Below are 25150 nucleotides of genomic sequence, written 5' to 3' on the forward strand. Positions count from 1 at the left end.
CAGCCGATTGCCGGACTATGAAGCAATGAGTGGTGCGCTTGCGGAGTCCACACCCGAGGCTCGGGTGCTGGTGGTGGACGACGAGCCCATGATCGTGGAGCTGCTGTCGGTGAGCCTGCGCTATCAGGGGTTCGCGGTCGATACTGCCGTCGACGGGGCGCAGGCGCTGGACAAGGCGCGCAGCTTCCGGCCGCAGGCATTGATCGTCGATGTGATGATGCCCGGCATGGATGGCTTCGGGCTGCTGCGCCGGCTGCGCGCCGACGGCATCGACGCGCCGGTGCTGTTCCTGACCGCGCGCGACGACGTCCAGGACAAGGTCGCCGGACTCACCCTCGGCGCCGACGACTACATCACCAAACCGTTCAGCCTCGAGGAAGTGGTGGCCCGGCTGCGCGTTGTACTGCGCCGCTTCGGGCATACCGCACCGCAGCGTGAGAGTTCGCGAATTCGATTCGAGGACATCGAACTCGACGACGATACGCACGAGGTGTGGAAGGCGGGCGAGCCGGTTGCGTTGTCGCCCACCGAATTCACCCTGCTGCGGTATTTCATGGTCAACGCGGGCACGGTGTTGAGTAAGCCGCGCATCCTGGATCACGTGTGGCGCTACGACTTCGGGGGTGAGGTCGGCGTTGTCGAAACGTATGTCTCGTATCTGCGCAAGAAGGTCGACACGGGCGATCAGCGCTTGATTCACACGCTTCGTGGCGTGGGCTACGTGATGCGCGCGCCGAATCGCACACGCCAGTCGGAGAAATGAGCACAGCCTGGATCGCACAGACCCGTCGTGCACTGGCACGTGCTTCTTCGGCGGTTCCGCTGCGGGTCACGCTGGTAGTCGCGCTCGTGCTGCTCTCCGCCCTCGGCCTGTTCGCATCCGGCATGGTCGTCACTTCGGCACTGGAGAATTCGCTGCTGCACCGCACCGATCAGCAGCTTCGCGATGCGGTGATGGCGTGGTCGCGGCCGCGGCCGCCGACTCAGTCGAATCCGCCGCATCCATCCAGCACCTTCTTCGTCCATATCGAGCCGACCCCGGGCGGCAACAGCACCACTTACCTCGAGACCAGGCCGTTCAATGAGGAAGCCGAACCGGATCTGCCGCGCGCGCCCGAGGTGCGGCCGACCACGGATGCGCCGGGCAGCAAGGTCCTCACCAAACCGGTAACCATCGGCTCCAAGAACGGTTCGACGGTCGAATGGCGAACCATGACGGCGGTATCGCCCGATACGACGACAACCGTCGCGATACCGCTCACCGAGAATATCGATACCGTCAATCGACTGATCATGCTGCAGTTCTTGGTCGGTGTGGCCGTCCTCGCCGCACTGGCGGTGCTGGCCTACTTCGTGATCAGACGCAGTCTGCGGCCGTTGCGTGCGGTCGAGAAGACCGCCGCCGCGATTGCCGACGGTGATCTGTATCGCCGAGTTCCGGTGCGCGGCACCAACACCGAGGTCGACCGGCTGTCTCAATCCCTCAATGGGATGCTGGCCCAGATCCAACGGGCCTTCGCCGCGACCGAGGCCTCCGAGTCGGCGGCCCGGCGCTCCGAGGCGAAGATGCGCCGCTTCGTCGCCGACGCGAGCCACGAACTGCGTACGCCGCTCACGACCATCAGCGGCTTCGCCGAACTGTATCGGCAAGGCGCGACGGCGGATCCGACCATGTTGATGGACCGCATCGAGCACGAGGCCCAGCGCATGGGGCTTTTGGTCGGGGACCTGTTGATGCTGGCGCGATTGGACGCGCAGCGTCCGTTGGAACTGGGTCCGGTCGACCTGCTCGCCGTCGCCAGCGACGCCGTGCACAATGCCCGAGCCGTCACCGCCGCCACCGCCGACGATGGGCCGAAGCGCAACGTCGAACTGGAAATCCGTTCGGGCACAGGAACATTGGAAGTAATCGGCGATGAGGCGCGGCTGCGTCAGGTACTGGCCAATCTGCTGAACAACGCACTCACGCATACGCCCCCGGATGCCGACGTCACGGTCCGGCTGACCCCCACCGACGACGAGGTCCTGCTGGAAGTCGCCGATACCGGTCAGGGCCTACCGCCCGAGGAGGCCGAGCGCGTCTTCGAACGCTTCTACCGCACCGACACTTCCCGCACCCGCGCCAGCGGCGGCACCGGCCTGGGCCTGTCGATCGTCCAAGCCCTCGTCGACGCGCACAACGGCACCGTGAGCGTCGAAAGCACCGAGGGTGAAGGCACGACCTTCATCGTCCGCCTCCCCCGCGAAAATCGCTGAGCCTGGCGAAGGAGTCTCGCGACCCGGACCGGCTTGCCCACTGTCGCCTCGGCTACGTGACCGTGAGCGCGGGGAATTGTGGAACCCCCCCGCGCTGTCGAACGCCACGGTGGCGGTGCGGGACGCGCCCGTGATCACGGCATCGGTGCGACGCGCCGGGGTCGGGCAGCTCAGTCGGGAACGTTGGCTCCGTGGCCGAGGGTGCGCAGGGCGGACTTGATTTTGGATTGGGCTTCGTCGAGGGATTCGGGGGTGGGGTGCGGGTTGGCGCCGGATATGTCGAAGTTGCCCATGGTGAAGGCGGGGAACACGTGGACGTGCAGGTGGGGGACTTCGAGGCCGGCGATGAGTAGGCCGGCGCGGGGGGCGTCCCAGGCGTGGCGGACCGCCTGGCCGATCTTCTGCGCGACGCCGTTGAGCCGCGCGAAGGTGTCGGCGTCGACGTCCTGCCACTGATCGATCTCCTTGCGGGGAACCACCAGCGTATGCCCTTGCGTCACCGGGGCAATGGTGAGGAATGCGACGAATTCGTCGTCCTCCCAGACGAATCGGCCCGGCAGCTGGCCCTCGATGATCGCGCTGAAAACAGAAGCCATGTCCGCAGGCTACGCCGACAGCTCCGGATCGGTTGTTCGGGTACGACCGGATGCCCGCGGTGAACCGCAGCGCAGGTCCGGTGAATCAGGCGACGTAGTGCGACAGGATGCTCTGCACTTCGTAGATGTCGACCTGCCGGTTGAATCGCTTCTGTATCGGTTCGTGTGTGCCGGAGATCCAGATGCAGAGTTCGGCATCGAGGTCGAAGGTGCCCGCGGTCTCCACCGAGAAGTGGGTGATGGCGCGGTAGGGGATGCTGTGGTAGCTCACCTTGCGGCCGGTGACACCCTGCTTGTCGACCAGGATGAGACGCCGGTTTGTGAAAAGAATCGCATCGCGGACAAGCAGATACGCGGCATAGACCTGCTCGCCGCCGCCCATCAGTTTCGCGTATTCCTCGTGCGCCTTACCGGGATCGATTCGCCCGGCATTGCCCATCAGTCCGTCGATCAGACTCATCGTCAGCACGTCCTTCGCGCGTTGGAGGTCGGGCGTCGCGCCCCCTCCCATCAATCATCCACGCCGGTCGCTGCCGCGGGGGGAGGCGCGGAAGTCGATTTGCCACCGGGTCGGCGCGGGTCGATGTACGGGTGATGAACCACCGGTGGCGGGTCTTCGGACTGCTGGTCAGCCACCATTGGCGACGACCTAAGCTGTTGCCCGTGCGAGTACTCGTCATTGGTGCCGGAGCCCGTGAACATGCCCTCGTCCTGGCCCTGCGCCGGGACCCCGCGGTGACCGCGCTGTTCGCGGCGCCCGGCAATGCCGGGATCGCCCAGCATGCGCAGGTCAAGGCGGTCGATCCGTGCTCCGCGGAGGCGGTGGTCGCCCTCGCGACCGAGTTGGACGTGGACCTGGTGGTGATCGGACCCGAGGTGCCGCTGGTGCTCGGTGTCGCCGATGCGGTCCGGGCCGCCGGGATCGGCTGCTTCGGTCCGTCGGCCGCGGCCGCGCGCATCGAGGGGTCGAAGGCCTTCGCCAAGGACGTCATGACCGCGGCCGGAGTCCGCACCGCGCACAGCGAGATCGTTGACAACCCGGCTGAACTCGATGCCGCGCTGGATCGGTTCGGTCCGACCTGGGTGGTCAAGGACGACGGCCTGGCCGCGGGCAAGGGTGTAGTGGTGACCGCCGACCGGCATGCGGCGCGCGATCACGGTGCCGAACTGCTCGAGCAGGGCCATCCGGTGCTGTTGGAATCCTTCCTGGATGGACCGGAGGTTTCGCTGTTCTGTCTGGTCGACGGTGAGACTGTGGTGCCGCTGCTGCCCGCGCAGGATCACAAGCGCGTCGGCGACGGCGATACCGGGCCGAATACCGGCGGTATGGGTGCGTATACGCCGCTGCCGTGGCTGCCGGCGCAGACGGTCACCGCGATCGTCGAGGATGTCGTGCAGCCGGTCGCCGCGGAGCTGGTGCGGCGTGGCTGCGGCTTCTCCGGACTGCTCTACGCGGGTCTGGCGATCGGTGCGGACGGACCCGCCGTCGTCGAATTCAATTGTCGCTTCGGCGATCCGGAGACCCAGGCGGTGCTCGCACTGCTGGAGAGTCCGCTCGGGGAATTGCTGAACGCCACCGCGACCGGCACCCTCGCCGAGGTCGCCGCTCCGCGGTGGCGAGACGGTTCGGCCGTCACGGTCGTGATCGCCGCCGAGAACTATCCGGGTCGACCTCGCGTCGGGGATGTGATCATCGGAGCGGGTGAAGGCAATATCGACGACTCGTCCGCCGTATTGCACGCGGGAACCGCGTTGCGCGAGGACGCGACCCTGGTCTCCGCAGGCGGCCGGGTGCTCAGTGTCGTGGGCATCGGCGCGGATCTGGCCGAGGCGCGCGCCCACGCCTACGACCGCATTGCCTCGATCAAGTTGCCGGGCAGCCACTTTCGCACCGATATCGGCCTCGCCGCCGTCGAGGACCGCATTTCGGTCTGACCGGACAAACCGGCACCAGCGACCAGCACGGAGCGAGTCCCGACCCGCGCGCATCAGTGCCGCACGCCCATCCGCGACCAGCATGGAGCGAGTCTTACGAGCGACGTTCGCGGCCCGTCTCGCGTCCGAGTCGTCGAAGCGCATGCGCCGCAGGCGCGAGTCTCGACGGCTCGGACGCGAGACACCAGGGGGCCGCGAACCCGCCGCGCCGAAGGCGCGGCAAATTAGACTCAGCCCAAGCTGAGTCCGTGCATCGCCAACCACTGCTGCGGGTCGACGTGCTGTCCGTTGACGATGACCTCGAAGTGCAGATGCGGTCCGGTGGAGTCACCGCGGTTGCCCATGCGGGCGATCTGCATACCCGCCGGTACGCGCTCGCCTGCGGAAACGAAGAAGTCGTACATATGGCCGTAGACGGTGATAGTGCCGTCGTCGTGCCGGATGCGCACCCAGAGCCCGAAGCCCTGCGCGGGGCCCGCATCGATGACGGTGCCACTGGCGACGGCATAGATCGGGGTGCCGATCGGACCCGCGATATCGATGCCGTTGTGGAAAGTGCCCCAGCGCGAACCGAATCCAGAGGTGAAGGTGCCGTGGGTCGGCAGAACCATGGCAGTGATGCCGGGCAGCACCGACCCAGTGGTGACCGGTGCACTGCCCGCTATCCACGGTTGGTACGCACCGGAGACGGCCGCGGCCGCCTCGGCCTTGGCGCGTTCCAGCGTCGCGCGGGCCGCGGCCGCGACCACCGCCTGCTCACGGATGAGCTCACCGTTGGCGATGGCATTCAGATAGCGCTTCACCGACGGCGGCGTCGACTGCATTTGCTGTGGATAGGCGAAGACGACGCGTTGCGCCTCGTCCGGGCCGGGCGTGCGGTCGGTGAAACCCCAGGTGGAGGGGGAATCGGCGGTCGCGAGGACGGCGGTGACACAGACACCGGCGATCAGGATCCGGTGCTGGCGCAATAGTGCGCGGTAGTCGGGTCGGGGTCGGTCCTCCCAGAGCGCGCGCAGGTCGGGTGCCGGTTGCCGCCGCAGCCAGATCAGGCCGTCCCGGCACTCGCCGAGCACCTCGCGCGCCCGCGCGCGTAACTCGGACTCGCGGCGTTCCGGTAACTTGGCACGCCAATCGGGGGGTATGACACCGATGTCACCCACCCCGGGTACTCGGTCCAGCCGCACGCGGCGAGCCCTGTCAAGCATTGAGGTCGACGATAACCCGAGCCCGACCCCGCGCACCTGCCGAACCGCGCGGCCAGTCGCATTTCGATACCTGACAAAGCTGAGGATCGCCGTCCACCCGAGATGCGGGACCGTCTACCGTACCTCGGGTGTCAACAGAATCTCGCCGGTCCACCATTGCACCTTTCTACGTGATGGATGTGTGGAAAGCCGCCGCGCAACGGGCCAGGACGCACGGCGATGTGCTGGTGCTGGCGGCCGGGCAGCCCTCGACGCCCGCACCCGCACCGGTGCTGCGCGCGACGAAGGCGGCGATCGATTCCGAATTGCTCGGCTACACAGAGACATTCGGCATTCTGCCGCTGCGCGCTGCGATTGCCGAACACCACCGCGATACCTACGGATACCCCGTCGAACCCGACGATGTCGTGGTGACGACCGGGTCCTCCGGTGCATTCACCCTCATCTTCCTGGCCGCATTCGACGCCGGGGATACCGTCGTGGTGGCCCGGCCTGGCTATCCGGCCTACCGCAACTCCCTGGTCGCGCTGGGGTGTCGTGTCATCGAACTCGATTGCGGTGCGGAAACCCGATTCCAGCCGACGGTCGCCATGATGGAGGCGCTGCCGCAACCGCCCGCGGGCCTGATCGTGGCCAGTCCGGCCAACCCGACCGGCACCATGATCGATCCGGACGAGCTCGCCGCGCTGGCCCGCTGGTGCGATGCACACGGCACCCTGTTGATCTCCGACGAGATCTACCACGGCATCACCTACCAGGGCGTCAGCGTCGGCCGGACGTCATCGGCCTGGGAGACCTCGCGCGCATCCGTCGTCATCGGTTCGGTCTCGAAATACTTCTCGATGACCGGCTGGCGGCTCGGCTGGATGCTGGCGCCGAGCGGGTTGCGACCGGCACTGCAGCGCCTCGCATCCAATATGACCGTGTGTCCGCCCGCGGTGTCGCAGTACGCGGCGCTGCACGCGTTCGGTGCCGAGGCCAAGGCGGAACTCGATGGTCACGTCCGGCGCTATGCGGTGAATCGGCAACTGCTGCTCGAGGGGCTGCCGAAGCTCGGTATCACCGAGCTGGCCCCGGCCGACGGCGCCTTCTACGCCTACGCCGATATCGGCCATCTCACCGACGATTCCAGGAAGTGGTGTGCCGAGGTACTCGACCACACCGGAGTCGCCCTGGCGCCCGGTGTGGACTTCGACACCAAGGCGGGGCACCGGACCGTACGGTTCTCCTTCGCCGGAGCCACCGCGGACATCGAGGCGGCACTCGTTCGGTTGGGGCACTATCTGCGTGGTTGAACATGCTGTCCGACAACGAGTTTGCACAGTTCGGCACCATGAACGAGCAGATGCGGTAAAACAACGGTGGCTGGGTTTCATTCTCTGGGTTTCCTCTCTGATTTCGCACGGATGAACTGATGACGACTGGCACGATGGCACGGTGATAACCGCGACGACCCCGAAAGGCGAACGGCGTCGCCAGGCTTTGGTAGCGGCCGCCGCCGAGTTGTTACTCGAAGGCGGATTCGATGCGGTGCGGCATCGCTCGGTCGCGACGCGCGCCGACCTTCCGCTGGCGTCGACGACGTACTACTTCGAGTCGCTCGATGATCTGATCGCGAAAGCGGTCGAATTCAGCGGCAATGCGGAACTGGACGCGATGCGGCGTCGGGTCGGCGAGGTGAGTCACCGCCGACGCGGCGCGGAGGCGACCGTCGATCTGGTGTTGGACCTGCTGGTGGGGGCCGACCGACACGACGAGGGCGCACGCGGGCAGCTCATCGCCCGCTATGAGCGTTCGGTGGCCTCGGCGCGGCATCCGGAACTGCGGGAAGTGCAGCTACGACTGAGGGCGCAGCTGGACGAGCTGCTCGCCGATGTGTTGCGCCGTTCCGATCGTGCGGTTCGGCCGGAACAGTTGCGCAGGATGGTCGCGGTCGTCGACGGAGCCGTGGTGGCGGCGCTGAGCGAAATGGATCCGGAGCCAAGGCGAATGGCGCGCGGCGCATTGCTCGAGGTCATCGACATCGTGGCGCCCGCGACGCCGCAGCAGGTCGACAGGTTCCGGACACTAGACTGACTGGTCGTGAGTATCGTCCCGAACGTCCTTGCCACTCGCTACGCCAGCCCCGAGTTGGTGCATCTGTGGTCGCCCGAGAACAAGATCGTGCTCGAGCGGCGGCTGTGGCTGGAGGTGTTGCGGGCGCAGTCCGAACTCGGCATCGACCTGCCCGCGGGCGTGCTCGCCGATTACGAGCGGGTCATCGATCAGGTGGATCTCGCCTCGATCGCCGAGCGTGAGCGGGTCACCCGCCACGATGTGAAGGCGCGCATCGAGGAATTCAATGGGCTGGCCGGGCACGAGCATGTGCACAAGGGCATGACCAGCCGCGATCTCACCGAGAATGTGGAGCAGCTGCAGATCCGGCTCTCGCTCGAGCATGTGCACGCGCACGGAGTGGCGGTCGCGGCGCGGCTGGCCGAGCGGGCCGCCGAGTACCACTCGCTGGTGATGGCTGGACGTTCGCATAATGTCGCCGCCCAGGCGACGACCCTCGGCAAGCGCTTCGCCTCCGCGGCCGATGAACTGTTGATCGCGTTGACCCGCCTGCGCGAGCTCATCGACCGCTACCCGCTGCGCGGTATCAAGGGCCCGATGGGCACCGCGCAGGACATGCTCGATCTGCTCGGCGGCGATTCGGCCAAGTTGGCGACGCTGGAACAGCAGGTCGCGTGGCATCTCGGTTTCGCGAATGTGCTGACCAGTGTCGGCCAGGTGTATCCGCGCTCGCTCGATCACGATGTGCTCTCGGCGCTGGTTCAGGTCGGTGCGGGTCCGTCGTCGTTCGCGCACACCATTCGGCTGATGGCGGGCCATGAACTGGTCACCGAGGGCTTCCAGCCCGGCCAGGTCGGCAGTTCCGCCATGCCGCACAAGATGAACACCCGCTCCTGCGAGCGCGTCAACGGCCTGCAGGTGGTGCTGCGCGGTTACGCCTCGATGGCCGCCGAACTCGCTGGCGCACAATGGAATGAGGGCGACGTCTTCTGCTCGGTGGTGCGCCGCGTCGCGCTGCCGGACGCCTTCTTCGCTATCGACGGCATGATCGAGACCTTCCTCACCGTGCTCACCGAATTCGGTGCCTATCCGGCCGTCATCTCTCGCGAACTCGACCGCTACCTTCCGTTCCTCGCCACGACCCGCATGCTCATGGCCGCCGTCCGGGCCGGCGTGGGGCGCGAAACGGCCCATGAGGTGATCAAGGAACACGCGGTCGCTGTCGCCCTCGCCATGCGCGAACAGGGGCGCGAACCCGATCTGCTGGACCGTCTGGCCGCCGACTCGCGCTTCCCTTTGGACCGCGCCGAATTGGATGCCGCCCTGGCCGACAAGTCCGCCTTCATCGGAGCCGCCGAAGCCCAGGTTTCCGATGTCGTCGCCGCCGTCCAAAAGCTCGTGGACCAGTACCCGGACGCCGCCCGCTACACCCCGTCCCCGATCTTCTAGCCGGGACGTCGACAACTCCGCGATAGTGTTCGGCGTGAATCCGTACACGATCTTCGGGGACATTGTGGCTGGGCGGGCGAAGGCCAGCCGGGTATATGAGGACGATGATGTGGTGGCGTTCATGGATATTCGGCCCATGACGCCGGGGCATCTGCTCGTGGTGCCGAAGGTGGCGGCGCGGAGTCTGGCCGAGTTGGATCCGGTGGTCGGCGGGAAGCTGTTCCAGGTGGCGCAGAAGTTGGCGGGGGCGCTGCGGGCCAGCGAGGTGGCGTGTGATGGCGTCAACTTCTTCTTGGCCGATGGGGTGACCGCAGGTCAGGAAGTGTTCCATGTGCACCTGCACGTCATTCCGCGGACGCCGGGGGACGGGTTCGGTTTGCGTGGGCGGCCGACCAGTCCGCACCGCGCCGACCTGGACTATCTGGCGAGTTCGATTCGCGGCGCGCTCGATCGCTGACCCCGTCGCCGGGCCGTGCTGTGACTGCTGGGGCTGGCGTGGAAATCGGCGGTAACGCGGCGTTCATCCGCTCCCGAGCTCTATCGGGCGGTCGCGGGGGTGGTAGTGCCAGGGGAGGAACCAAATGCCGAGGTCGGGCGCGCGCGGGCGATGGCGAACACCAGGGCGATTGCGGCCGGCAAGGCCGTGCCGAGAATGACGATACCCGCGGGCACGCCGAATAGTTCGACATTCGCGGTGCGGCAGATCGTCTGGTAGGCCCTCGACCAGGCCATGACCGATCGGCACCGGGTGGGCGCGGTACTCGAGGAGATCATGCGAGCGGCGGGCGGTGCGCGGCCCGAACAGTAGGGTGGACCCCATGGCTCTCGACAGTGGAACCGGAACGCTCCCCGGTCCGGGTGATGAATCGGCCGTGGTGACGGCCCCGGTCGCCAAGACAGTGCGCACCGAGCGGGTGCACCACGGCGATGTCTTCATCGACGAGTACGAATGGCTCCGCGATAAGGAAAATTCGGAGGTCATCGCCTACCTGGAGGCCGAGAACGCCTACACCGAGGCGCGGACCGCACATCTGGCCGGACTGCGGGGCAAGATCTTCGACGAGATCAAGGCGCGCACCCAGGAGACCGATCTGTCGGTGCCGAGCCGGATGGGCGAGTACTGGTACTACGCGCGCAGCTTCGAGGGCAAGCAGTACGGTGTGCGCTGCCGCTGTCCCATCGTTGGCCCGGCGGGAACGACGGGCGCGGAGGAGGCAGCTGGCGTAACCACGGAGCGCCCCGTGAGCGCCGCGATAGATACGGCCGAGGGGATCAACGCCTGGACCCCGCCCCAACTCGAGGCCGATACCGAGATTCCCGGGGAGCAGGTATTGCTCGACAGCAACCAGCTCGCCGAGGGCCACGACTTCTTCTCACTCGGCGCGTTCTCGATCAGCCATGACGGCAACCTGCTCGCGTACTCGGTGGACACCACCGGCGACGAGCGCTATCTGTTGCGGTTCAAAGATCTGCGCACCGGCGAGGTGCTCGGCGACGCGATCGCGGGCACCGCGCCGGGCGCGACCTGGTCTCTGGACGGCACCCACGTCTTCTATCAGACGGTCGACGAATCCTGGCGGCCCGACACCGTGTGGCGGCACCGGCTGGGTACGGCGAAAGAGGACGACGTCAAGGTCTTCCACGAGCCCGATGACCGCTACTGGGTGAGCATCGGCGCGACGCGCTCGGAGAAGTACCTGATGATCTCGGTCAACTCCAAGATCACCAGCGAATGCTGGGTGCTCGAATCCGATGATCCGGAGGGGGAATTCCGGGTCGTCATTGCGCGTCGCGAGGGTGTCGAGTACGGCGCGGAACATGCGGTGGTGGGCGGCGAGGACCGTTTCCTGATCCTGCACAACGATGTCGTGGACGGGGTGAAGGCGGAGAACTTCGTGCTCGCCGAGGCCCCGGTATCGGATCCGTCGAATATGACGTTGCTGATCGGCCATCGCGACGATGTGCGGCTCGAGGATATCGAAGCGTTCGCCGGTTACCTGGTGCTGAGCTACCGGCGCGAAGCCCTGCCTCGCGTTGCCATTTGGCCGCTGACCGAATCCGGCTACGGTGAGCGGTGCGAACTCGAATTCGATCTGGAACTCTTCGCGGTCGGGGCCGTCGCCAATCCGGAGTGGGAACAGCCGACGCTGCGGCTCGCACTGACCTCGTTCATCACACCGACGCAGGTTTTCGACTACGTCCCGGCCACCGGTGAGCTGTTGCTGCGCAAGGAGCAGCCGGTACTCGGCGGCTACGACGCGAACGACTATGAGCAGGACCGGGATTGGGCGATCGCCGCGGACGGGACCCGGATCCCGATCTCGCTGGTGCGGAAGAAGGGGCTGCCCGCGGGCCCGAAGCCCTTGCTGCTGTACGGATATGGCTCGTACGAGACCCCGATCGATCCGGGCTTCTCGGTATCGCGGCTTTCGCTGCTCGACCGCGGCGTGGTGTTCGCGGTGGCCCATGTGCGCGGCGGCGGTGAAATGGGGCGGCTGTGGTACGAGCACGGCAAGACGCTCACCAAGAAGAACACCTTCACCGACTTCATCTCCTGCGCAAGCCATCTCATCGATACCGGTGTCACCTCGGCGGACCGGTTGGCCGCCGACGGCGGCAGTGCGGGCGGTCTGCTGATGGGCGCGGTGGCGAATCTGGCGCCCGAGCTGTTCAAGGGAATTCTGACCAACGTCCCGTTCGTCGACCCGCTCACCTCGATCCTCGACCCATCGCTGCCACTCACCGTCATCGAATGGGACGAGTGGGGAAATCCGTTGGCGGACAAGGACGTCTACGACTACATGAAGTCCTACGCCCCTTACGAGAACATCGAGGCCAAGGACTACCCGGCCATTCTGGCCGTCACCGGTATCAACGACACCCGTGTGCTGTACGTCGAACCCGCCAAGTGGGTCGCCAAACTCCGCGCCACCAAAACCGGTGACTCACCGCTGCTGCTCAAAACCGAAATGAGCGCTGGCCACGGCGGCGTCAGCGGCCGCTACGAACAGTGGAAGGAAGTCGCCTTCGAATACGCATGGCTCCTCGACACCCTCGGCCTGGCCGAGAGGTAGGTCCGGTGCGCGGCCCGTTCGCCCCGGCCGCCATCCGGCGGGTACCCATAGGCCCGCATCGGTAATGATCACCGTGTGACGCAGTGTTCGTCGGCGGGTCATCCGCCCTGCACGCCGAGTACATCTGCAGCTGGCACCGTAAGGCCATGAACGCTGAGCTGATCGTGTCGATTTCCGGGATCCGGGACACCACGCGGGACGCGGCTATCGAATTCGCGGCCGAAATGGATCGGCGCGATGTGCGACTTTCGCTGCTGGTCGCGCCCCGGTTGAAGGGTGGCTACCGGCTGCTGGAAGATCCGGCGACGCAGTCCTGGCTGCGCGGCCGGCGGGCCCGCGGCGATGCGATCGTGCTGCACGGTTACGACCAGGCGGCGACCAAGCGGCGCCGCGCCGAATTCGCCACCCTGCCCCGGCACGAGGCGCGGCTGCGGCTGACCGCGGCGGATCGGGTGCTCGAGCAGGTGGAACTGCGCACCCGGCTGTTCGCGGCCCCGCGCTGGGATGCCTCGGCGGGTGCCATCGAGGCGCTACCCGAGGCCGGTTTCCGGCTCGCGCTCGGGTTGACCTCGATTCTCGATCTCGAGCGCAATATCGCGCAGAAGGCGCGCGTCTACGGCATTGGCGAGGGGTTCCGCGCCGAGCCGTGGTGGTGCCGCGCGCTAGTGCTCGGTGCGGCCAGGACCGCCCGTCGCGGCGGTGTGCTGCGCTTGGCCGTTTCCGCCGCTCAGCTCGGCCGCTCCGGACCGCGACAGGCCATGCTCGACGCGGTCGATCTCGCGCTGTTCCACGGCGCGGCCAGCGAGGTGTACCGCTGGGAGCCGTTCACCGCCGCCAAGGCAGCCTGATCGGATCCGCTGGAAGCCGTGTAGGGGTGCGGTCGCACTACCGCACGAGGCGCCGCCGCCCGTAATGGCGTAACCGGGCGGCGGCGCGCGGTGTCAGCGATTCCGCGCCAGCGCTATTCGGTGCTCGACCGGACGGGTTTCGCCTTCTCGCTCGGAATCACCGCGGTCGCATTGTGCGTGAATCCTCCCGCTTCCTCCCTGGTGAGCGGTTTCGGCTGGGGATGGCGCGCGAGCTGTTCCATGCCGCGCGCGATATCGGCGAGCAGTAGGTCGGCCATATCGATGCTGAAGCCGTGCCGAACCAGCGCGCGCATGATCGTCTCGTTTTCGCGATCGGCGGGCAACGGATACGCGGCGATCAGCCAACCCCTGGTCCGCAGCCGATCCGACAGTTCGTAGAGATTGAATCCGACATCCTCGGTCAGTCGCCACGACACGGCCGCGATGCCTCGGTGCGGGTTGCCGTCGTGGATCATCTCGAACGGACCGAGTTTCAACAGGCCTTCGGCCAGATGCTGGGCGACGTGGTAGAGCTGGGCCTGTAAGCGGGTGTATCCGGTGCGGCCGAGCCGGATGAATTCGTAGTACGAGGTGATCACCTGCCCACCGGGGCGGGAGAAGTTGAGATTGAAGGTGGCCATGCTGCCGCCGAGATAATCCACATTGAAGATCAGTTCCTCGGGCAGATCGATGTCCTCGCGCCAGATCGCCCAGCCCGAGCCGAGCGGCGCGAGCCCGGTCTTGTGGCCGGAGGCATTGATCGACTTGACCCGCGGCAGCCGGAAATCCCAGATCAGATCCGGTGCGGTGAACGGCGCGAGGAATCCGCCGCTGGCGGCGTCGACATGGATGGGGATATCCAGGCCGCTGACTTCCTGGAGCCGATCCAGGGCTCGGCTTATCCCGGCGACATCTTCGTACCGGCCGGTGTAGGTCTGCCCGAAGGTCGGCACCACCATGATGGTGTTGTCGTCGCAGTAGGCGGATATATCGTCGGGATGCATGGTCAGCCGGTCCCCGCGCAGCGGAATCTGGCGGATCTGCACATCGAAGTAGCGCGCGAATTTTTCCCAGCACACCTGCACCGGGCCGCAGACGAAATTCGGAGTTCCGGTGCCGCCACGCTTGCGCCAGCGGAATTTGGCGGCCAGCCCGCCGAGCATCGCGGCCTCACTGGATCCGGTGGTGGAGGTGCCGTGCGTGGCGGCCGGATTCGGCGCATGCCACAGATCGGCGACCATCCGCACGCAGCGCCGCTCCAATTCGGCGGTCTGCGGGTATTCGTCCTTGTCGACGATGTTCTTGTCCAGGGAATCGTTCATCAGCCTGCGTGCCTGGTCGTCCACCCAGGTGGTGCAGAAAGTCGCCAGATTCATCCGCGAGACGCCGTCGAGCATCAGCTCGTCGTGCACGAGCTCGTAGGCGACCTGGGGGATCAATTCAGTTACCGGAAATCCGGCCTTCGGTGCCGACCGGCGTAGGCCCGGCAGGGCGAATAGGTCGTCGGGCTCCAGTTCTTCTGTCATCGAATCGCCTCCGAACAGGGAATCGCAAAACTGCGGCAACGAGCGTCTATCAGCCTGGCACAGCGGCGGACGGATTTTCGGTGTTCCGAACCGGACGACACAGACCGATCGGTCGGCTGAGTTCTCCGTACGTACCGAGCGGTTCATGTCAGAGTGGCGGGCGGCAGTTTCGGTGTATCGGATCGAGTCGAACGCCGAAACTGCGGCAAGGAGCAGCCCAGCAGATGAATGAGGTTTCGCAGATGAACGACTCGCGCGTCGCGGCGCTGCGCCAACGGGTGGCCGCGCTGATGCCGCAGGCGAAAACCGATCTCACCCAACTGGTTTCGTTCAAGTCGGTGGCCGATCCCCGGCAGTTCCCATCGGCGGAGTGCGAACGGGCCGCGCAGTGGGTGGCCGACGCATTCGCCGGGGCGGGGCTGACCAGGGTCGGTCTGCACGAAACTCCCGACGGGAGCAAGGCTGTCATCGCCTCGCGTCCCGCGCCGAACGGTGCGCCGACGGTACTGCTCTACTGCCACTATGACGTGCAGCCGCCGCTCGACGACGATGCCTGGCGCACCCCGGTCTGGGAACTCACCGAGAAGGACGGCCGCTGGTACGGGCGTGGCAGCGCCGACTGCAAGGGCAATATCGTGATGCACCTGACCGCGCTGCGGGCCCTCGGCGCGGATCTGCCGCTCGGAGTCACCCTCGTCGCCGAGGGCTCTGAGGAGCAGGGCACCGGTGGACTCGAACAATTCGTCGTGGCCAATCCGGAGCTGTTGCGCGCGGATGCGATTCTGATCGGCGACTGCGGCAATTTCGCGATCGGGATGCCGACCTTGACCGAGACCCTGCGCGGCAACGTGAACGTCATCGTCACCATCGAAACCCTCGCCGGACCAATGCATTCCGGCATGTTCGGCGGTCCCGCCCCCGATGCGCTCGCCGCGCTCATCCAGCTGCTCGCCTCGTTGCGCGATGAACACGGCAACACCACGGTGACCGGTCTGCCCAACGATCAGCGCTGGACCGGTGTGCAGTACTCGGCGGACCAATTCCGGGCCGACGCAGGGGTACTCGGCGGTGTCGAACTCACCGGTGGCGGCACCGTCGCCGATATGCTCTGGGCGCGACCGGCTTTGACGGTGCTCGGCATCGACGCACCGAAGGTCGTCGGTTCATCTGCGGCCATCCAGCCCGCCGCGCGAGCCCGGCTGAACCTGCGCATTCCACCGGGCACCGATCCGGACCAGGCGCTGGAACTGCTGATCGCACACCTGCGGGCGCATACGCCGTGGCGTGCCGAACTCACCGTGGAAACCGAAGGGACCGGCGCGCCGTTCCAGTCGGCCAGCGGCGGTCCCGCGCGCACCGCCATGGAGGCCGCACTCACCACCGCTTACGGCCGCGCTATGACCACCCAGGGCCAGGGCGGCTCGATCCCGCTGTGCAATGTCTTCGCCGACACCTACCCGGACGCGGAGATCATGCTGCTGGGCGTCGAAGAACCCAAATGCCTCATCCACGCGCCCAACGAGAGTGTCGACCCCACCGAAATCGAACATATGGCCCTCGCCGAGGCCCTTTTCCTGGCCACCTACGCCGAGCAACGCCGCTGATGGGTGCGTCACCATGCATCCGTGGCGGATCGCTGTTTGCCGCGGATACACCGTGAGCAGCGGTCCAGGAGTCAGAGGTCGCGCTGGTCCTCGGGGGCGATGACGGTGAATTCTGTACTGGCGGGGCCCATTTCGGCGAGGCGGTCGAAGTAGATGCCCCGCGCTTGCGGCTCGATGATGCCGAAGTGGATGGGGAAGGCCGTGCGGGGGGCTACCGCGCGCAGGTAGTCGACGGCCTCGCTGATGCGCATCCATGGTGCGGATGCCGGGATGGCGAGGACGCCGACCGGCACCGGCGGCACCCAGAGCGAGTCGCCGGGGTGCACGAGTTGGGCCGGGTCGTCGGGGGTGCCGAGTTGGAAGACGGTGTTATCGATCACGGGGATTTCCGGGTGGATCACCGCATGCCTGCCGCCGCCTCCGGTGATCTGGAGATCGCCGAGGGCGATCACATTGCCGGCGTGCACCGGCTCCCAGGGTTCGCCGCGCTGCTGTGCGGTCTGTGGATCACTGAACAGGCGCGCGTTCGGGTTGTTGTCGAGCAGGGCCTGGATCCGGTTCGGATCGATATGGTCGGGATGCTGGTGGGTGACCGCGATGGCATCCAGGTCGGTGATGCCCTCGAAGCCGTGTGCGAAGGTGCCCGGATCGAACAGCACCTTCTTGCCGTGCAATTCGACGAGGATGCAGGAGTGGCCGAAGTGGGCTATGCGCATGAGGCCATGCTATTCGACGCGACCCCGACCGCAGCTCGGACAAGCTGGACAACTACGCTGCTCAGGTAACCCCAACACCACCTGAGGAGCAACGCGTGGCACGAGTCGTGGTCGAGGTGATGCCGAAGGCCGAGATCCTGGATCCGCAGGGTCAAGCCATCGCCGGCGCGCTCCCGCGCCTGGGATTCGCCGGAGTGTCGGATGTGCGGCAGGGCAAGCGATTCGAACTCGATGTCGACGACAGTGTCAGCGACGCGGAGCTCGAACAGATCGCCGAGGCGCTGCTCGCCAACACCGTGATCGAGGACTGGAAGGTCGTGCGGGTCTCGGCATGAGCGAGCGAATCGAAAACACGGCCGCACGGATCGGGGTCATCACCTTTCCCGGCACGCTCGACGATGTCGACGCGGCTCGCGCGGTGCGGCTGGCGGGCGCCGAGTCGGTCGGACTGTGGCATGCCGATGCCGATCTGAAGCAGGTCGACGCGGTGATCGTGCCCGGCGGCTTCTCCTACGGTGACTACCTGCGCGCCGGTGCCATCGCCCGATTCGCCCCGGTGATGGGTGAGGTCGTCAAGGCCGCGAAGCAGGGCCTGCCGATCTTGGGTATCTGCAACGGATTCCAAGTGCTGTGCGAGGCGGGGCTGCTGCCCGGTGCGCTGACCCGCAACGAGGGTCTGCACTTCGTCTGCCGGGACGAGTGGCTGCGCGTCGAAACCGCGAACACCGCATGGACCTCGCGCTTCGAGCCCGGCGCCCAGATCCTCATCCCGGTCAAGAACGCCGAGGGGCGCTATCAGGCGTCCGAGCGTGTGCTCGACGAACTCGAGGGGGAGGGCCGGGTGGTCTTCCGCTACGCGGGCGACAATCCGAACGGCTCCCAGCGCGATATCGCGGGCATTTCCTCGGCCGATGGCCGGATCGTCGGCCTGATGCCGCATCCCGAACACGCCACCGAGCCGCTGACCGGACCGAGCGATGACGGCCTCGGCCTGTTCCTCTCGGTCCTCGACACCCTGGTCGCCGCGTAGTCGGCCGCGCCCGCGGCGCCGCGAACTCCTCGCTCGTCAGACTCGCTCCGTCGTGGTCACCGGTTCAGGTGAGTCACCGGTCAGGTGATCCGGGCGATGATATCGAAATCGACGCCGTCGGCCCGCGCGATATAGCCGTGCCGCTGGGCCTGGTTTCCGAGGATCTTCGGGAACCACCGGGTGTTTCGAGCCGCACGCCTCGATCGAGTGCCGCGGGTACGTCGGGTACCTGTAGTGATCCGACCGTCTCGCCGATCGCGCGCAGGGTGTGGATCGCTTCATAGCTCATATTGCTGAAACTGGTCAGTGCGGGTGCGAAGGCGCCGTGTCGCCGGTGATCGCGTGCACCATTCCGGTGGCCAGCAGTGCGGAAACGTCATCGGCGACCTCATGCGGGTTCCGGCCGCCATCGATATTCGTAGTACGAATTTCGCGGCCGAGAAATCCTGTGCCAGCAGTGACTTCGTCGACCGCCAGGGAAATCGCCGCATCGCACGACGCCGCGACGATACCGCCCGGCCCCTGCATCGGGACGATGTCCAGTATCTCGCTCGTGCCGTCTGGGCTCTCGCCGAACGCTGGCATTCGGTACTCTTCTTGTCGTTCGAGCGAAATTCATTGCAGGCAGGAAATAATGACGACCATTGTAAGCGGATATTCCACGCTGCATGGTGCGCTGCGTGGCGCGGAACGGCGTTGGCTGGGTCACCTCGACGCCGCCCTGTCTGCCAGGCAACTGACAGCCGATCAATGGTCGATGCTGTCGAATCTGTCCACCGAGTTCGGGATCACCATGAGTGAGCTCGCGGCCAGGTCACAGCTGCCGCCGTCGTCGGCGACCAGGCATGCCGACGCACTCGCCGAACGCGGTCTGATCTTCCGGGTGGCCGCCGAGGACGACCGCCGCCGCATCCTGATCGGCCTGAGCAGGCTCGGTTCGGATCTGGTCGACGCGGTGCGCGCCGAGGAGGAACGCGCGGAGCAGGAGTTGCGTTCGCGTATCGGTGCGCGGCGTTATGCCGAGCTGATGCGTTTGCTCGAACTCGTTTCCGCCGAGTAGTTCGTCTCGATCGGGACAGCCTCAGTCGTCGGATGAATTAATCCGAATATATGTCAGGTTTCGCGGGTGGCGCGCATTTCCATTCCTATGGTTATGTCTGAAATGGAAGTGTTGGTGCGAGGCGCGGAACTCGGCTTCTACCGAACTTGGATCGATGATCCGACTGCGAGGCGCGAGAAGCGGGATCTGATCGAGATCGAGCCGATCGGATCCCGACGTCTGCTTCCAGCGTGGCTGGAAATCCCTTGCGGCATTTCCAGGCACCATCCTTCTCGGATGTCCTCCCGGTGCGCACGGCGGGACTGCAAACCTCGGTTACCGCTTCATCCGGGCCCGCTTCGCCCGCACTTGCGTGTGGGCCGGCGCCGTCGGCGTCCACGGACGTGGGATTCCGGGGCTCGCGCCTCGGGCTCACGAACCGGGAGCAGCGCCGGTGCCCGGACAGGCGGCAGTCTGCCATGGGACAGCGACAGAGTTCTCGGACGCACTCCTAGGATCACAGGCATGCCCGTATCCACTACCGCTGCCACGGCCACCGGGTTGTGCGCCTTCATCGATGATTCACCGTCGCCGTTCCACGTATGCCGGACGGTCGCGCGGGAGCTGGACGCCCACGGCTTCACCCCGCTCGCGGAGTCGGCGCCGTGGCCCGCGGACGGTCCGAGCCGCCACTACGTCGTGCGCGGCGGTTCGCTGGTCGCGTGGGCGACGGCCGATACCGCTGGTGCGACGCCGTTCCGGGTGGTCGGTGCGCATACCGACAGTCCGAACCTGCGGGTGAAGCAGCATCCGGATCTGGCCGCGACGGGCTGGCAGCTGGTCGGGCTGGAGCCCTACGGCGGAGCCTGGCTGAATTCGTGGCTGGACCGCGAGCTCGGCATCTCCGGGCGGGTTAGTGTGCGCGACGGAAATGCGGTGCGCGAGCAGCTGGTTCGCATCGATGAACCGATTCTGCGGGTGCCGCAGTTGGCCATCCACCTTGCCGAGGACCGGCGCGGTGTCACGTTGGATCCGCAGCGGCACGTCAATGCGATCTGGGGCCTGGGTGCGCAGCCGCGCTCGTTCCTCGATTTCGTCGCCGAATACGCCGAGGTCGATCCGCAGGCGGTGCTCGGCTGGGAGCTGATGACCCATGATCTGGCACCGAGCCGATTGGTGGGCCGGGACCGCGATCTGGTGAGCGCGCCGCGCCTGGATAATCAGGGCACCTGCTACGCGGGACTGCACGCCTTCCTCGCGGCGATCGCGGAACCAGGTGCGGCCATCGCGGTGCTGGCGATGTTCGATCACGAGGAGGTCGGCAGTCAATCCGATCGCGGCGCGCAGTCCGATCTGCTGCCCACGGTGCTCGAGCGCATTGTGCTCGCACGTGGCGGTGGTCGCGCCGAATACCTGGCCGCGTTGGCCGGATCCATGTGTGCCTCCGGCGATATGGCGCATGCGACGCACCCCAACTACCCGGACCGGCACGAGCCCGCACACCGCATCGAGGTCAACGGCGGCCCGGTGCTCAAGGTCAACCAGAATCTCCGCTACGCCACAGATGCGACGGGTGCGGGTGCCTTCGCCCTGGCCTGCGCTCGAGCCGAGGTCCCCCTGCAGCGCTACGTGCACCGCGCCGATCTCCCCTGCGGCTCCACCATCGGGCCGATGACCGCCGCCCGCACCGGCATGACGACCGTCGATGTCGGCGCCGCACAATTGGCGATGCATTCCGCCCGCGAAATCATGGGCGCGCAAGATGTTGCGGCCTACGCCGCCGCGCTGGCCGCCTTTTTGACCCCAGCATCTCTCGATTCGTAGGTGCCTGGGCGCACCACCGGCGGGCGAAGGCCGCCGCGCGCGCTTCCCGGCGTGCCGGCTGTCGCCGATCAGGCTGCTGCGCCGGTCTTATCGCGTTTCGCGGCTTCGCACCGGATGGTAGTTGATGACGGCGACCACGAATATCGCCAGTGTGATGAGGACGTAGCTGCTGCCGAGGAGCTGCTGCCACCAGGCCCAGCCGAGTTCGAGGTCCTTCGAGTGCGGCAGGAGCCATTGGGGGCCGATCATGAAGAGCACCGTGCAGGCGGCGACGGTGCCGATGAACCAGCGGTTGCGCGTGCCGCGGGCAATGGCGTCGGCGGCGACCAGGCTGGCGGGTGCGATCCAAACCCAATGGTGCGACCAGGAAACCGGCGACACCAGCAGTACCGCGGCCGCGTTCACCATCAGTGCGGCAACCTGCTGGCCGGCGCCGATCAGCCGGCGCATCCATACCGCGGCGAGGGCGATCGCGATGAGCGACAGCGTGATCCAGATCATCGTGGCAAGTGAATCGGAGACGCCGAGCCGGAAGGCCATGCCCTTGATCGACTGATTGCCCGCGAAGTATGGCGGGCCGATGCGACCGGTATCGGCCAGGGTGTGGAACCAGTATTCGACCGAATCGCTCGGGAACAGCAGGAATCCGAGTCCGACCGCGGCGATCGCGGAGACGATCAGCGTGCCCGCCGCCTTCCAATCCCGACGTAGTAGGAAGTAGAGCAGGTAACCGGCCGGAATCAATTTCACCGAAACCGCGATGCCGATGAGCATGCCGCGCGGCCAGACCGGTTTGCGGACAAGACAATCCATGGCGACCGCGGCCATCAGCACCAGATTGATCTGACCGAAGCCGAAGGTCTGCCGGATCGGTTCGGACATCTGCGCCACCGCGACCACACCGATGACCACCGCGAGCACGGTCCGCCGCTCGAGGGTCGGGCGCAGCCGCACGAGCACCAGCCACAGTGTGATGCCGAGGCTGAGCACCGAGGTGGCGGTCACCAGCACTTCGGCGGGCGCTAGCGGCATCAGCGCCAGCGGTGCGAAGAATAGGGCGGCCAGCGGCGGATAGGTGAACGGCAGTCCGATCCCCTCGACCGGGGGCATCGGTCCGTACAACTCGCCGTCGTCGAGCCAGACTCGGGCACCGTTGCGATAGACCTGGAGATCGATATAGCCGTTCCACCAGTGCACCACGAGCGAGACGATGGCCGATACGGCGAACATCGCCACGGCGATGAGCAGCCAGCGCACCTGCGGGTTGGACAATGCGAATCGCGGCGAGATATCCGGGTCGACCGCGAGCCGAGTGTGCTGTGTGGTGACAGGCTGCTCGGCCGGATCCGCAATCCCCGATCGATCGTTCACGGCCAAAGCGTAGCGGCTGCGAGCTCGCGCAATGTGTGTCGACCCGAGGCATCCGAGCCCGAAAACCGGCGATCCGGACGGCCGGTCGATGCGACCGGCCGTCCGTTCGGGGCCACGGCTAAACTTCATGGCGAATCCCCAGCTTCGCGCTCCGGCCCGAAAGGACCCTGGTACTCCGTGACTCCGCAGGTCGACACCGTCAGCGCAGCCGCAGCAACTCCCGACGCCCCGCAGCCGTATAAGGAGCTCGGTCTCAAGGACGACGAGTACGCGCGGATCAAGGAAATCCTCGGCCGTCGCCCGACCGACGCCGAACTGGCGATGTACTCGGTGATGTGGAGCGAGCACTGCTCGTACAAATCCTCGAAGGTGCATCTGCGCTACTTCGGCGAGACCACCACCGACGAGATGAAGTCCGCGATGCTCGCGGGCATCGGCGAGAATGCGGGCGTTGTCGACATCGGCGACGGCTGGGCGGTCACCTTCAAGGTGGAAAGCCACAACCACCCCTCCTATGTGGAGCCGTATCAGGGTGCGGCCACCGGTGTCGGCGGTATCGTGCGCGACATCATGGCCATGGGCGCGCGACCCATCGCGGTGATGGATCAGCTGCGTTTCGGTGCGGCGGACGCACTGGATACCCGCCGCGTCGTCGATGGTGTGGTGCGCGGTGTCGGCGGCTACGGCAACTCACTCGGCCTGCCGAATGTCGGCGGCGAAACCGTTTTCGATGCCTCCTATCAAGGCAATCCGCTGGTCAACGCCCTGTGCGCCGGTGTGATGCGGGTCGAGGATCTGCATCTGGCCTTCGCCTCCGGCACGGGCAACAAGATCATCCTGTTCGGCGCGCGTACCGGTCTCGACGGCATCGGCGGTGTTTCGGTGCTCGCCTCGGATACCTTCTCCGGTGACGAATCGGGCACCGGCCGCAAGAAGCTGCCCAGCGTCCAGGTCGGCGACCCGTTCGCCGAGAAGGTGCTCATCGAGTGCTGTCTCGAGCTGTACGCGGCCAAGCTGGTGGTCGGCATCCAGGACCTCGGCGGTGCCGGATTGTCCTGTGCCACTTCCGAACTCGCGGCCGCGGGCGACGGCGGCATGCATATCGACCTGACCAAGGTGCCGCTGCGCGCCAAGGGCATGACCCCGGCCGAGGTGCTCTCCAGCGAATCACAGGAACGCATGTGCGCGGTGGTGGCGCCGGAGAACGTCGAGGCGTTCATGGCCGTTTGCCACAAGTGGGATGTGCTGGCCACGGTCATCGGTGAGGTGACCGACGGTGATCGGCTGGTGATCAGCTGGCACGGCGAGACCGTCGTCGATGTGCCGCCGCGCACCGTCGCACATCAGGGCCCGGTGTACGAGCGCCCGGTGCGGCGACCGGATTTCCAGGACGCGCTCAACGCCGACACCCCGGACACGCTGCCCCGCCCGAAGACCCAGGACGAATTGCGCGCCACCGTATTGCAGATGGTCGCCAGCCCGCAGTTGTGCAGCCGCCGGTGGATCACCGAGCAGTACGACCGCTACGTCCGCGGTAATACCGTGCTCGCCGAACATGCCGACGCGGGTGTCGTCCGGATCGATGAGGAGTCCGGCCGCGGTATCGCGCTGGCCACCGACGCGTCGGGCCGATACACCAAGCTCGACCCCTACGCCGGCGCGCAGCTCGCACTGGCCGAGGCTTATCGCAATGTGGCCACCACCGGCGCGACGCCGAAGGCCGTCACCAACTGCCTCAACTTCGGTTCCCCCGAGGATCCGGGCGTCATGTGGCAGTTCCAGCAGGCGGTCCGCGGTCTCGCGGATGGCTGTGTGGCACTCGGCATTCCGGTCACCGGTGGCAATGTCAGTTTCTACAACCAGACCGGGCAGGATGCCATTCTGCCGACCCCGGTGGTCGGCGTGCTCGGCGTCATCGACGATGTGCACCGGCGCATCCCGACCGGACTCGGTTTGGAGCCGGGCGAGACGCTGATCCTGCTCGGCGAGACCGCCGACGAATTCGGCGGCTCGATCTGGTCGCAGGTCGCGCACAACCATCTCGGCGGTGTGCCGCCCAAGGTCGACTTCGCCCGCGAGCAGTTGCTCGCCGAGGTGCTGACCGCGGGTTCGCGCGACGGCATGATCAGTGCGGCGCACGACCTTTCCGAGGGCGGTCTGATCCAGACCGTGGTCGAGGCCGCGCTGGCCGGCGAAACCGGTTGCCGCATTCTGCTGCCCGAGGGTTCGGATCCGTTCGTGCAGCTGTTCTCCGAATCGGCGGGCCGGGTGCTCGTCGCGGTGCCGCGCTCAGAGGAGACTCGCTTCACCAAGATGTGCGCCGCGCGCGAATTGCCGTGGGTGCGTATCGGTGTGGTCGATCAGGGGTCGGATTCCGTTGAGGTGCAGGGCCAGTTCTCGATCACCCTGCACGACCTGCGCGAGGCGCATGAGGGCACGCTGCCGAGGCTGTTCGGGGCCAGTGCCGTTTGATCGCGCCGGAGGCTCGTGAGGTCGCGGTAGTCCCGCGCCGTGTTGGATTCGCGCCGTTCGAGGTCCCCGCTCAGTGCGGGGTACCGCGCTGACGGCTACCGCGTGTCTGCGCGGCCAGCGCTTCGGCACTGCCACTGGGTGATTCGCGAA

At 66.5% G+C, this 25150-nt stretch carries 23 protein-coding genes; 15 read left to right on the forward strand and 8 right to left on the reverse strand.

Annotation, left to right across the window (positions count from 1 at the left end; all coding sequences use genetic code 11):
- Positions 1 to 25: 25 nt before the first annotated feature.
- Both ACW2Q0_RS02730 and ACW2Q0_RS02735 read left to right on the forward strand, forming a co-directional pair.
- Complete coding sequence (locus ACW2Q0_RS02730) at positions 26 to 763, forward strand: response regulator transcription factor (RefSeq protein ID WP_457185682.1); 738 nt, start codon at positions 26 to 28, stop codon at positions 761 to 763.
- Positions 760 to 2256 carry a sensor histidine kinase gene (locus ACW2Q0_RS02735; protein WP_457185684.1) on the forward strand — a complete coding sequence of 499 codons (1497 nt, stop codon included), beginning with the start codon at positions 760 to 762 and terminating at the stop codon, positions 2254 to 2256. Before ACW2Q0_RS02730 ends, ACW2Q0_RS02735 begins: the two co-directional genes overlap by 4 nt.
- Before the next feature lie 170 nt (positions 2257 to 2426).
- Here the strand turns inward: ACW2Q0_RS02735 and ACW2Q0_RS02740 are convergent, their stop codons facing one another.
- Both ACW2Q0_RS02740 and ACW2Q0_RS02745 read right to left on the reverse strand, forming a co-directional pair.
- Positions 2427 to 2852, reverse strand: a complete 426-nt coding sequence (locus ACW2Q0_RS02740; protein WP_457185686.1) for an HIT family protein — start codon at positions 2850 to 2852, stop codon at positions 2427 to 2429.
- A gap of 85 nt (positions 2853 to 2937) precedes the next feature.
- The gene (locus ACW2Q0_RS02745; protein WP_457185688.1) at positions 2938 to 3312 is read right to left on the reverse strand and encodes a PH domain-containing protein; all 375 of its coding nucleotides are present in this window, start codon (positions 3310 to 3312) and stop codon (positions 2938 to 2940) included.
- Between the two features lie 203 nt (positions 3313 to 3515).
- Between ACW2Q0_RS02745 and purD the strand changes: the two genes are divergently transcribed.
- A complete protein-coding gene (gene purD / locus ACW2Q0_RS02750) occupies positions 3516 to 4787 on the forward strand; it encodes a phosphoribosylamine--glycine ligase (RefSeq protein WP_457186110.1) in 1272 nt (423 codons plus the stop codon).
- A gap of 230 nt (positions 4788 to 5017) precedes the next feature.
- On the opposite strand, the gene ACW2Q0_RS02755 is transcribed toward purD, so the two are convergent.
- Positions 5018 to 5947, reverse strand: a complete 930-nt coding sequence (locus tag ACW2Q0_RS02755; protein WP_457185690.1) for a M23 family metallopeptidase — start codon at positions 5945 to 5947, stop codon at positions 5018 to 5020.
- 173 nt (positions 5948 to 6120) lie between these two features.
- On the opposite strand from ACW2Q0_RS02755, the gene ACW2Q0_RS02760 reads away from it, so the two are divergent.
- The 4 genes from ACW2Q0_RS02760 to ACW2Q0_RS02775 all read left to right on the forward strand — a co-directional run bounded on the left by ACW2Q0_RS02760 (position 6121) and on the right by ACW2Q0_RS02775 (position 9953).
- Positions 6121 to 7287, forward strand: a complete 1167-nt coding sequence (locus ACW2Q0_RS02760; protein ID WP_457185692.1) for a pyridoxal phosphate-dependent aminotransferase — start codon at positions 6121 to 6123, stop codon at positions 7285 to 7287.
- Positions 7288 to 7429: 142 nt separating this feature from the next.
- The gene (locus ACW2Q0_RS02765) at positions 7430 to 8068 is read left to right on the forward strand and encodes a TetR/AcrR family transcriptional regulator (protein WP_457185694.1); all 639 of its coding nucleotides are present in this window, start codon (positions 7430 to 7432) and stop codon (positions 8066 to 8068) included.
- A 6-nt stretch (positions 8069 to 8074) separates the two neighbouring features.
- Positions 8075 to 9496 carry an adenylosuccinate lyase gene (gene purB, locus ACW2Q0_RS02770; protein ID WP_457185696.1) on the forward strand — a complete coding sequence of 474 codons (1422 nt, stop codon included), beginning with the start codon at positions 8075 to 8077 and terminating at the stop codon, positions 9494 to 9496.
- A 34-nt stretch (positions 9497 to 9530) separates the two neighbouring features.
- On the forward strand, positions 9531 to 9953 hold the full coding sequence (locus ACW2Q0_RS02775) for an HIT family protein (protein ID WP_457185698.1): 423 nt from the start codon (positions 9531 to 9533) through the stop codon (positions 9951 to 9953).
- Between the two features lie 80 nt (positions 9954 to 10033).
- Here the strand turns inward: ACW2Q0_RS02775 and ACW2Q0_RS02780 are convergent, their stop codons facing one another.
- Positions 10034 to 10228 carry a hypothetical protein gene (locus tag ACW2Q0_RS02780; RefSeq protein WP_457185700.1) on the reverse strand — a complete coding sequence of 65 codons (195 nt, stop codon included), beginning with the start codon at positions 10226 to 10228 and terminating at the stop codon, positions 10034 to 10036.
- 86 nt (positions 10229 to 10314) lie between these two features.
- On the opposite strand from ACW2Q0_RS02780, the gene ACW2Q0_RS02785 reads away from it, so the two are divergent.
- On the forward strand, positions 10315 to 12570 hold the full coding sequence (locus ACW2Q0_RS02785) for a S9 family peptidase (protein ID WP_457185702.1): 2256 nt from the start codon (positions 10315 to 10317) through the stop codon (positions 12568 to 12570).
- A 146-nt stretch (positions 12571 to 12716) separates the two neighbouring features.
- Positions 12717 to 13418, forward strand: coding sequence for a DUF2334 domain-containing protein (locus ACW2Q0_RS02790; RefSeq protein WP_457185704.1), 702 nt, complete (start codon positions 12717 to 12719; stop codon positions 13416 to 13418).
- 113 nt (positions 13419 to 13531) lie between these two features.
- On the opposite strand, the gene ACW2Q0_RS02795 is transcribed toward ACW2Q0_RS02790, so the two are convergent.
- The gene (locus ACW2Q0_RS02795; protein ID WP_457185706.1) at positions 13532 to 14944 is read right to left on the reverse strand and encodes a glutamate decarboxylase; all 1413 of its coding nucleotides are present in this window, start codon (positions 14942 to 14944) and stop codon (positions 13532 to 13534) included.
- 242 nt (positions 14945 to 15186) lie between these two features.
- On the opposite strand from ACW2Q0_RS02795, the gene ACW2Q0_RS02800 reads away from it, so the two are divergent.
- Positions 15187 to 16548 carry a M20/M25/M40 family metallo-hydrolase gene (locus ACW2Q0_RS02800; protein WP_457185708.1) on the forward strand — a complete coding sequence of 454 codons (1362 nt, stop codon included), beginning with the start codon at positions 15187 to 15189 and terminating at the stop codon, positions 16546 to 16548.
- Between the two features lie 71 nt (positions 16549 to 16619).
- Here ACW2Q0_RS02800 and ACW2Q0_RS02805 read toward each other — a convergent pair whose 3' ends face one another.
- Positions 16620 to 17264, reverse strand: a complete 645-nt coding sequence (locus ACW2Q0_RS02805; RefSeq protein ID WP_457185710.1) for an MBL fold metallo-hydrolase — start codon at positions 17262 to 17264, stop codon at positions 16620 to 16622.
- Between the two features lie 95 nt (positions 17265 to 17359).
- On the opposite strand from ACW2Q0_RS02805, the gene purS reads away from it, so the two are divergent.
- The gene (gene purS / locus ACW2Q0_RS02810) at positions 17360 to 17599 is read left to right on the forward strand and encodes a phosphoribosylformylglycinamidine synthase subunit PurS (protein WP_040686358.1); all 240 of its coding nucleotides are present in this window, start codon (positions 17360 to 17362) and stop codon (positions 17597 to 17599) included.
- The gene (gene purQ, locus ACW2Q0_RS02815) at positions 17596 to 18294 is read left to right on the forward strand and encodes a phosphoribosylformylglycinamidine synthase subunit PurQ (protein WP_457185712.1); all 699 of its coding nucleotides are present in this window, start codon (positions 17596 to 17598) and stop codon (positions 18292 to 18294) included. The genes purS and purQ overlap by 4 nt, the downstream gene beginning before the upstream one ends.
- Positions 18295 to 18597: 303 nt before the next feature.
- On the opposite strand, the gene ACW2Q0_RS02820 is transcribed toward purQ, so the two are convergent.
- Positions 18598 to 18879 carry an ABC transporter substrate-binding protein gene (locus ACW2Q0_RS02820; protein WP_457185714.1) on the reverse strand — a complete coding sequence of 94 codons (282 nt, stop codon included), beginning with the start codon at positions 18877 to 18879 and terminating at the stop codon, positions 18598 to 18600.
- Positions 18880 to 18928: 49 nt separating this feature from the next.
- On the opposite strand from ACW2Q0_RS02820, the gene ACW2Q0_RS02825 reads away from it, so the two are divergent.
- Positions 18929 to 19354 (forward strand): MarR family winged helix-turn-helix transcriptional regulator, encoded by a 426-nt coding sequence (locus ACW2Q0_RS02825; protein WP_457185716.1) that lies wholly within the window; start codon positions 18929 to 18931, stop codon positions 19352 to 19354.
- A gap of 504 nt (positions 19355 to 19858) precedes the next feature.
- Entirely contained in the window at positions 19859 to 21157 is a 1299-nt protein-coding gene (locus ACW2Q0_RS02830) for a M18 family aminopeptidase (protein WP_457185718.1), read from the forward strand.
- An 87-nt stretch (positions 21158 to 21244) separates the two neighbouring features.
- On the opposite strand, the gene ACW2Q0_RS02835 is transcribed toward ACW2Q0_RS02830, so the two are convergent.
- Positions 21245 to 22528, reverse strand: coding sequence for a glycosyltransferase 87 family protein (locus ACW2Q0_RS02835; RefSeq protein ID WP_457185720.1), 1284 nt, complete (start codon positions 22526 to 22528; stop codon positions 21245 to 21247).
- 177 nt (positions 22529 to 22705) lie between these two features.
- Between ACW2Q0_RS02835 and purL the strand changes: the two genes are divergently transcribed.
- Positions 22706 to 25000 (forward strand): phosphoribosylformylglycinamidine synthase subunit PurL, encoded by a 2295-nt coding sequence (gene purL, locus ACW2Q0_RS02840; protein WP_457185722.1) that lies wholly within the window; start codon positions 22706 to 22708, stop codon positions 24998 to 25000.
- Positions 25001 to 25150: the final 150 nt, after the last annotated feature.

It is taken from the genome of Nocardia citri, assembly GCF_054065835.1.

Excerpts from the sequence above, each read along its gene's own strand:
- ACW2Q0_RS02730 (WP_457185682.1), top strand. The coding sequence starts at position 26 with ATGAGTGGTGCGCTTGCGGAGTCCACACCCGAGGCTCGGGTGCTGGTG.
- ACW2Q0_RS02735 (WP_457185684.1), top strand. The coding sequence starts at position 760 with ATGAGCACAGCCTGGATCGCACAGACCCGTCGTGCACTGGCACGTGCT.
- ACW2Q0_RS02740 (WP_457185686.1), bottom strand. The coding sequence starts at position 2,852 with ATGGCTTCTGTTTTCAGCGCGATCATCGAGGGCCAGCTGCCGGGCCGA.
- ACW2Q0_RS02745 (WP_457185688.1), bottom strand. The coding sequence starts at position 3,312 with ATGAGTCTGATCGACGGACTGATGGGCAATGCCGGGCGAATCGATCCC.
- ACW2Q0_RS02780 (WP_457185700.1), bottom strand. The coding sequence starts at position 10,228 with ATGGCCTGGTCGAGGGCCTACCAGACGATCTGCCGCACCGCGAATGTC.
- ACW2Q0_RS02785 (WP_457185702.1), top strand. The coding sequence starts at position 10,315 with ATGGCTCTCGACAGTGGAACCGGAACGCTCCCCGGTCCGGGTGATGAA.
- ACW2Q0_RS02790 (WP_457185704.1), top strand. The coding sequence starts at position 12,717 with ATGAACGCTGAGCTGATCGTGTCGATTTCCGGGATCCGGGACACCACG.
- ACW2Q0_RS02795 (WP_457185706.1), bottom strand. The coding sequence starts at position 14,944 with ATGACAGAAGAACTGGAGCCCGACGACCTATTCGCCCTGCCGGGCCTA.
- ACW2Q0_RS02800 (WP_457185708.1), top strand. The coding sequence starts at position 15,187 with ATGAACGACTCGCGCGTCGCGGCGCTGCGCCAACGGGTGGCCGCGCTG.
- ACW2Q0_RS02805 (WP_457185710.1), bottom strand. The coding sequence starts at position 17,264 with ATGCGCATAGCCCACTTCGGCCACTCCTGCATCCTCGTCGAATTGCAC.
- purQ (WP_457185712.1), top strand. The coding sequence starts at position 17,596 with ATGAGCGAGCGAATCGAAAACACGGCCGCACGGATCGGGGTCATCACC.
- ACW2Q0_RS02820 (WP_457185714.1), bottom strand. The coding sequence starts at position 18,879 with ATGCCAGCGTTCGGCGAGAGCCCAGACGGCACGAGCGAGATACTGGAC.
- ACW2Q0_RS02825 (WP_457185716.1), top strand. The coding sequence starts at position 18,929 with ATGACGACCATTGTAAGCGGATATTCCACGCTGCATGGTGCGCTGCGT.
- ACW2Q0_RS02830 (WP_457185718.1), top strand. The coding sequence starts at position 19,859 with ATGCCCGTATCCACTACCGCTGCCACGGCCACCGGGTTGTGCGCCTTC.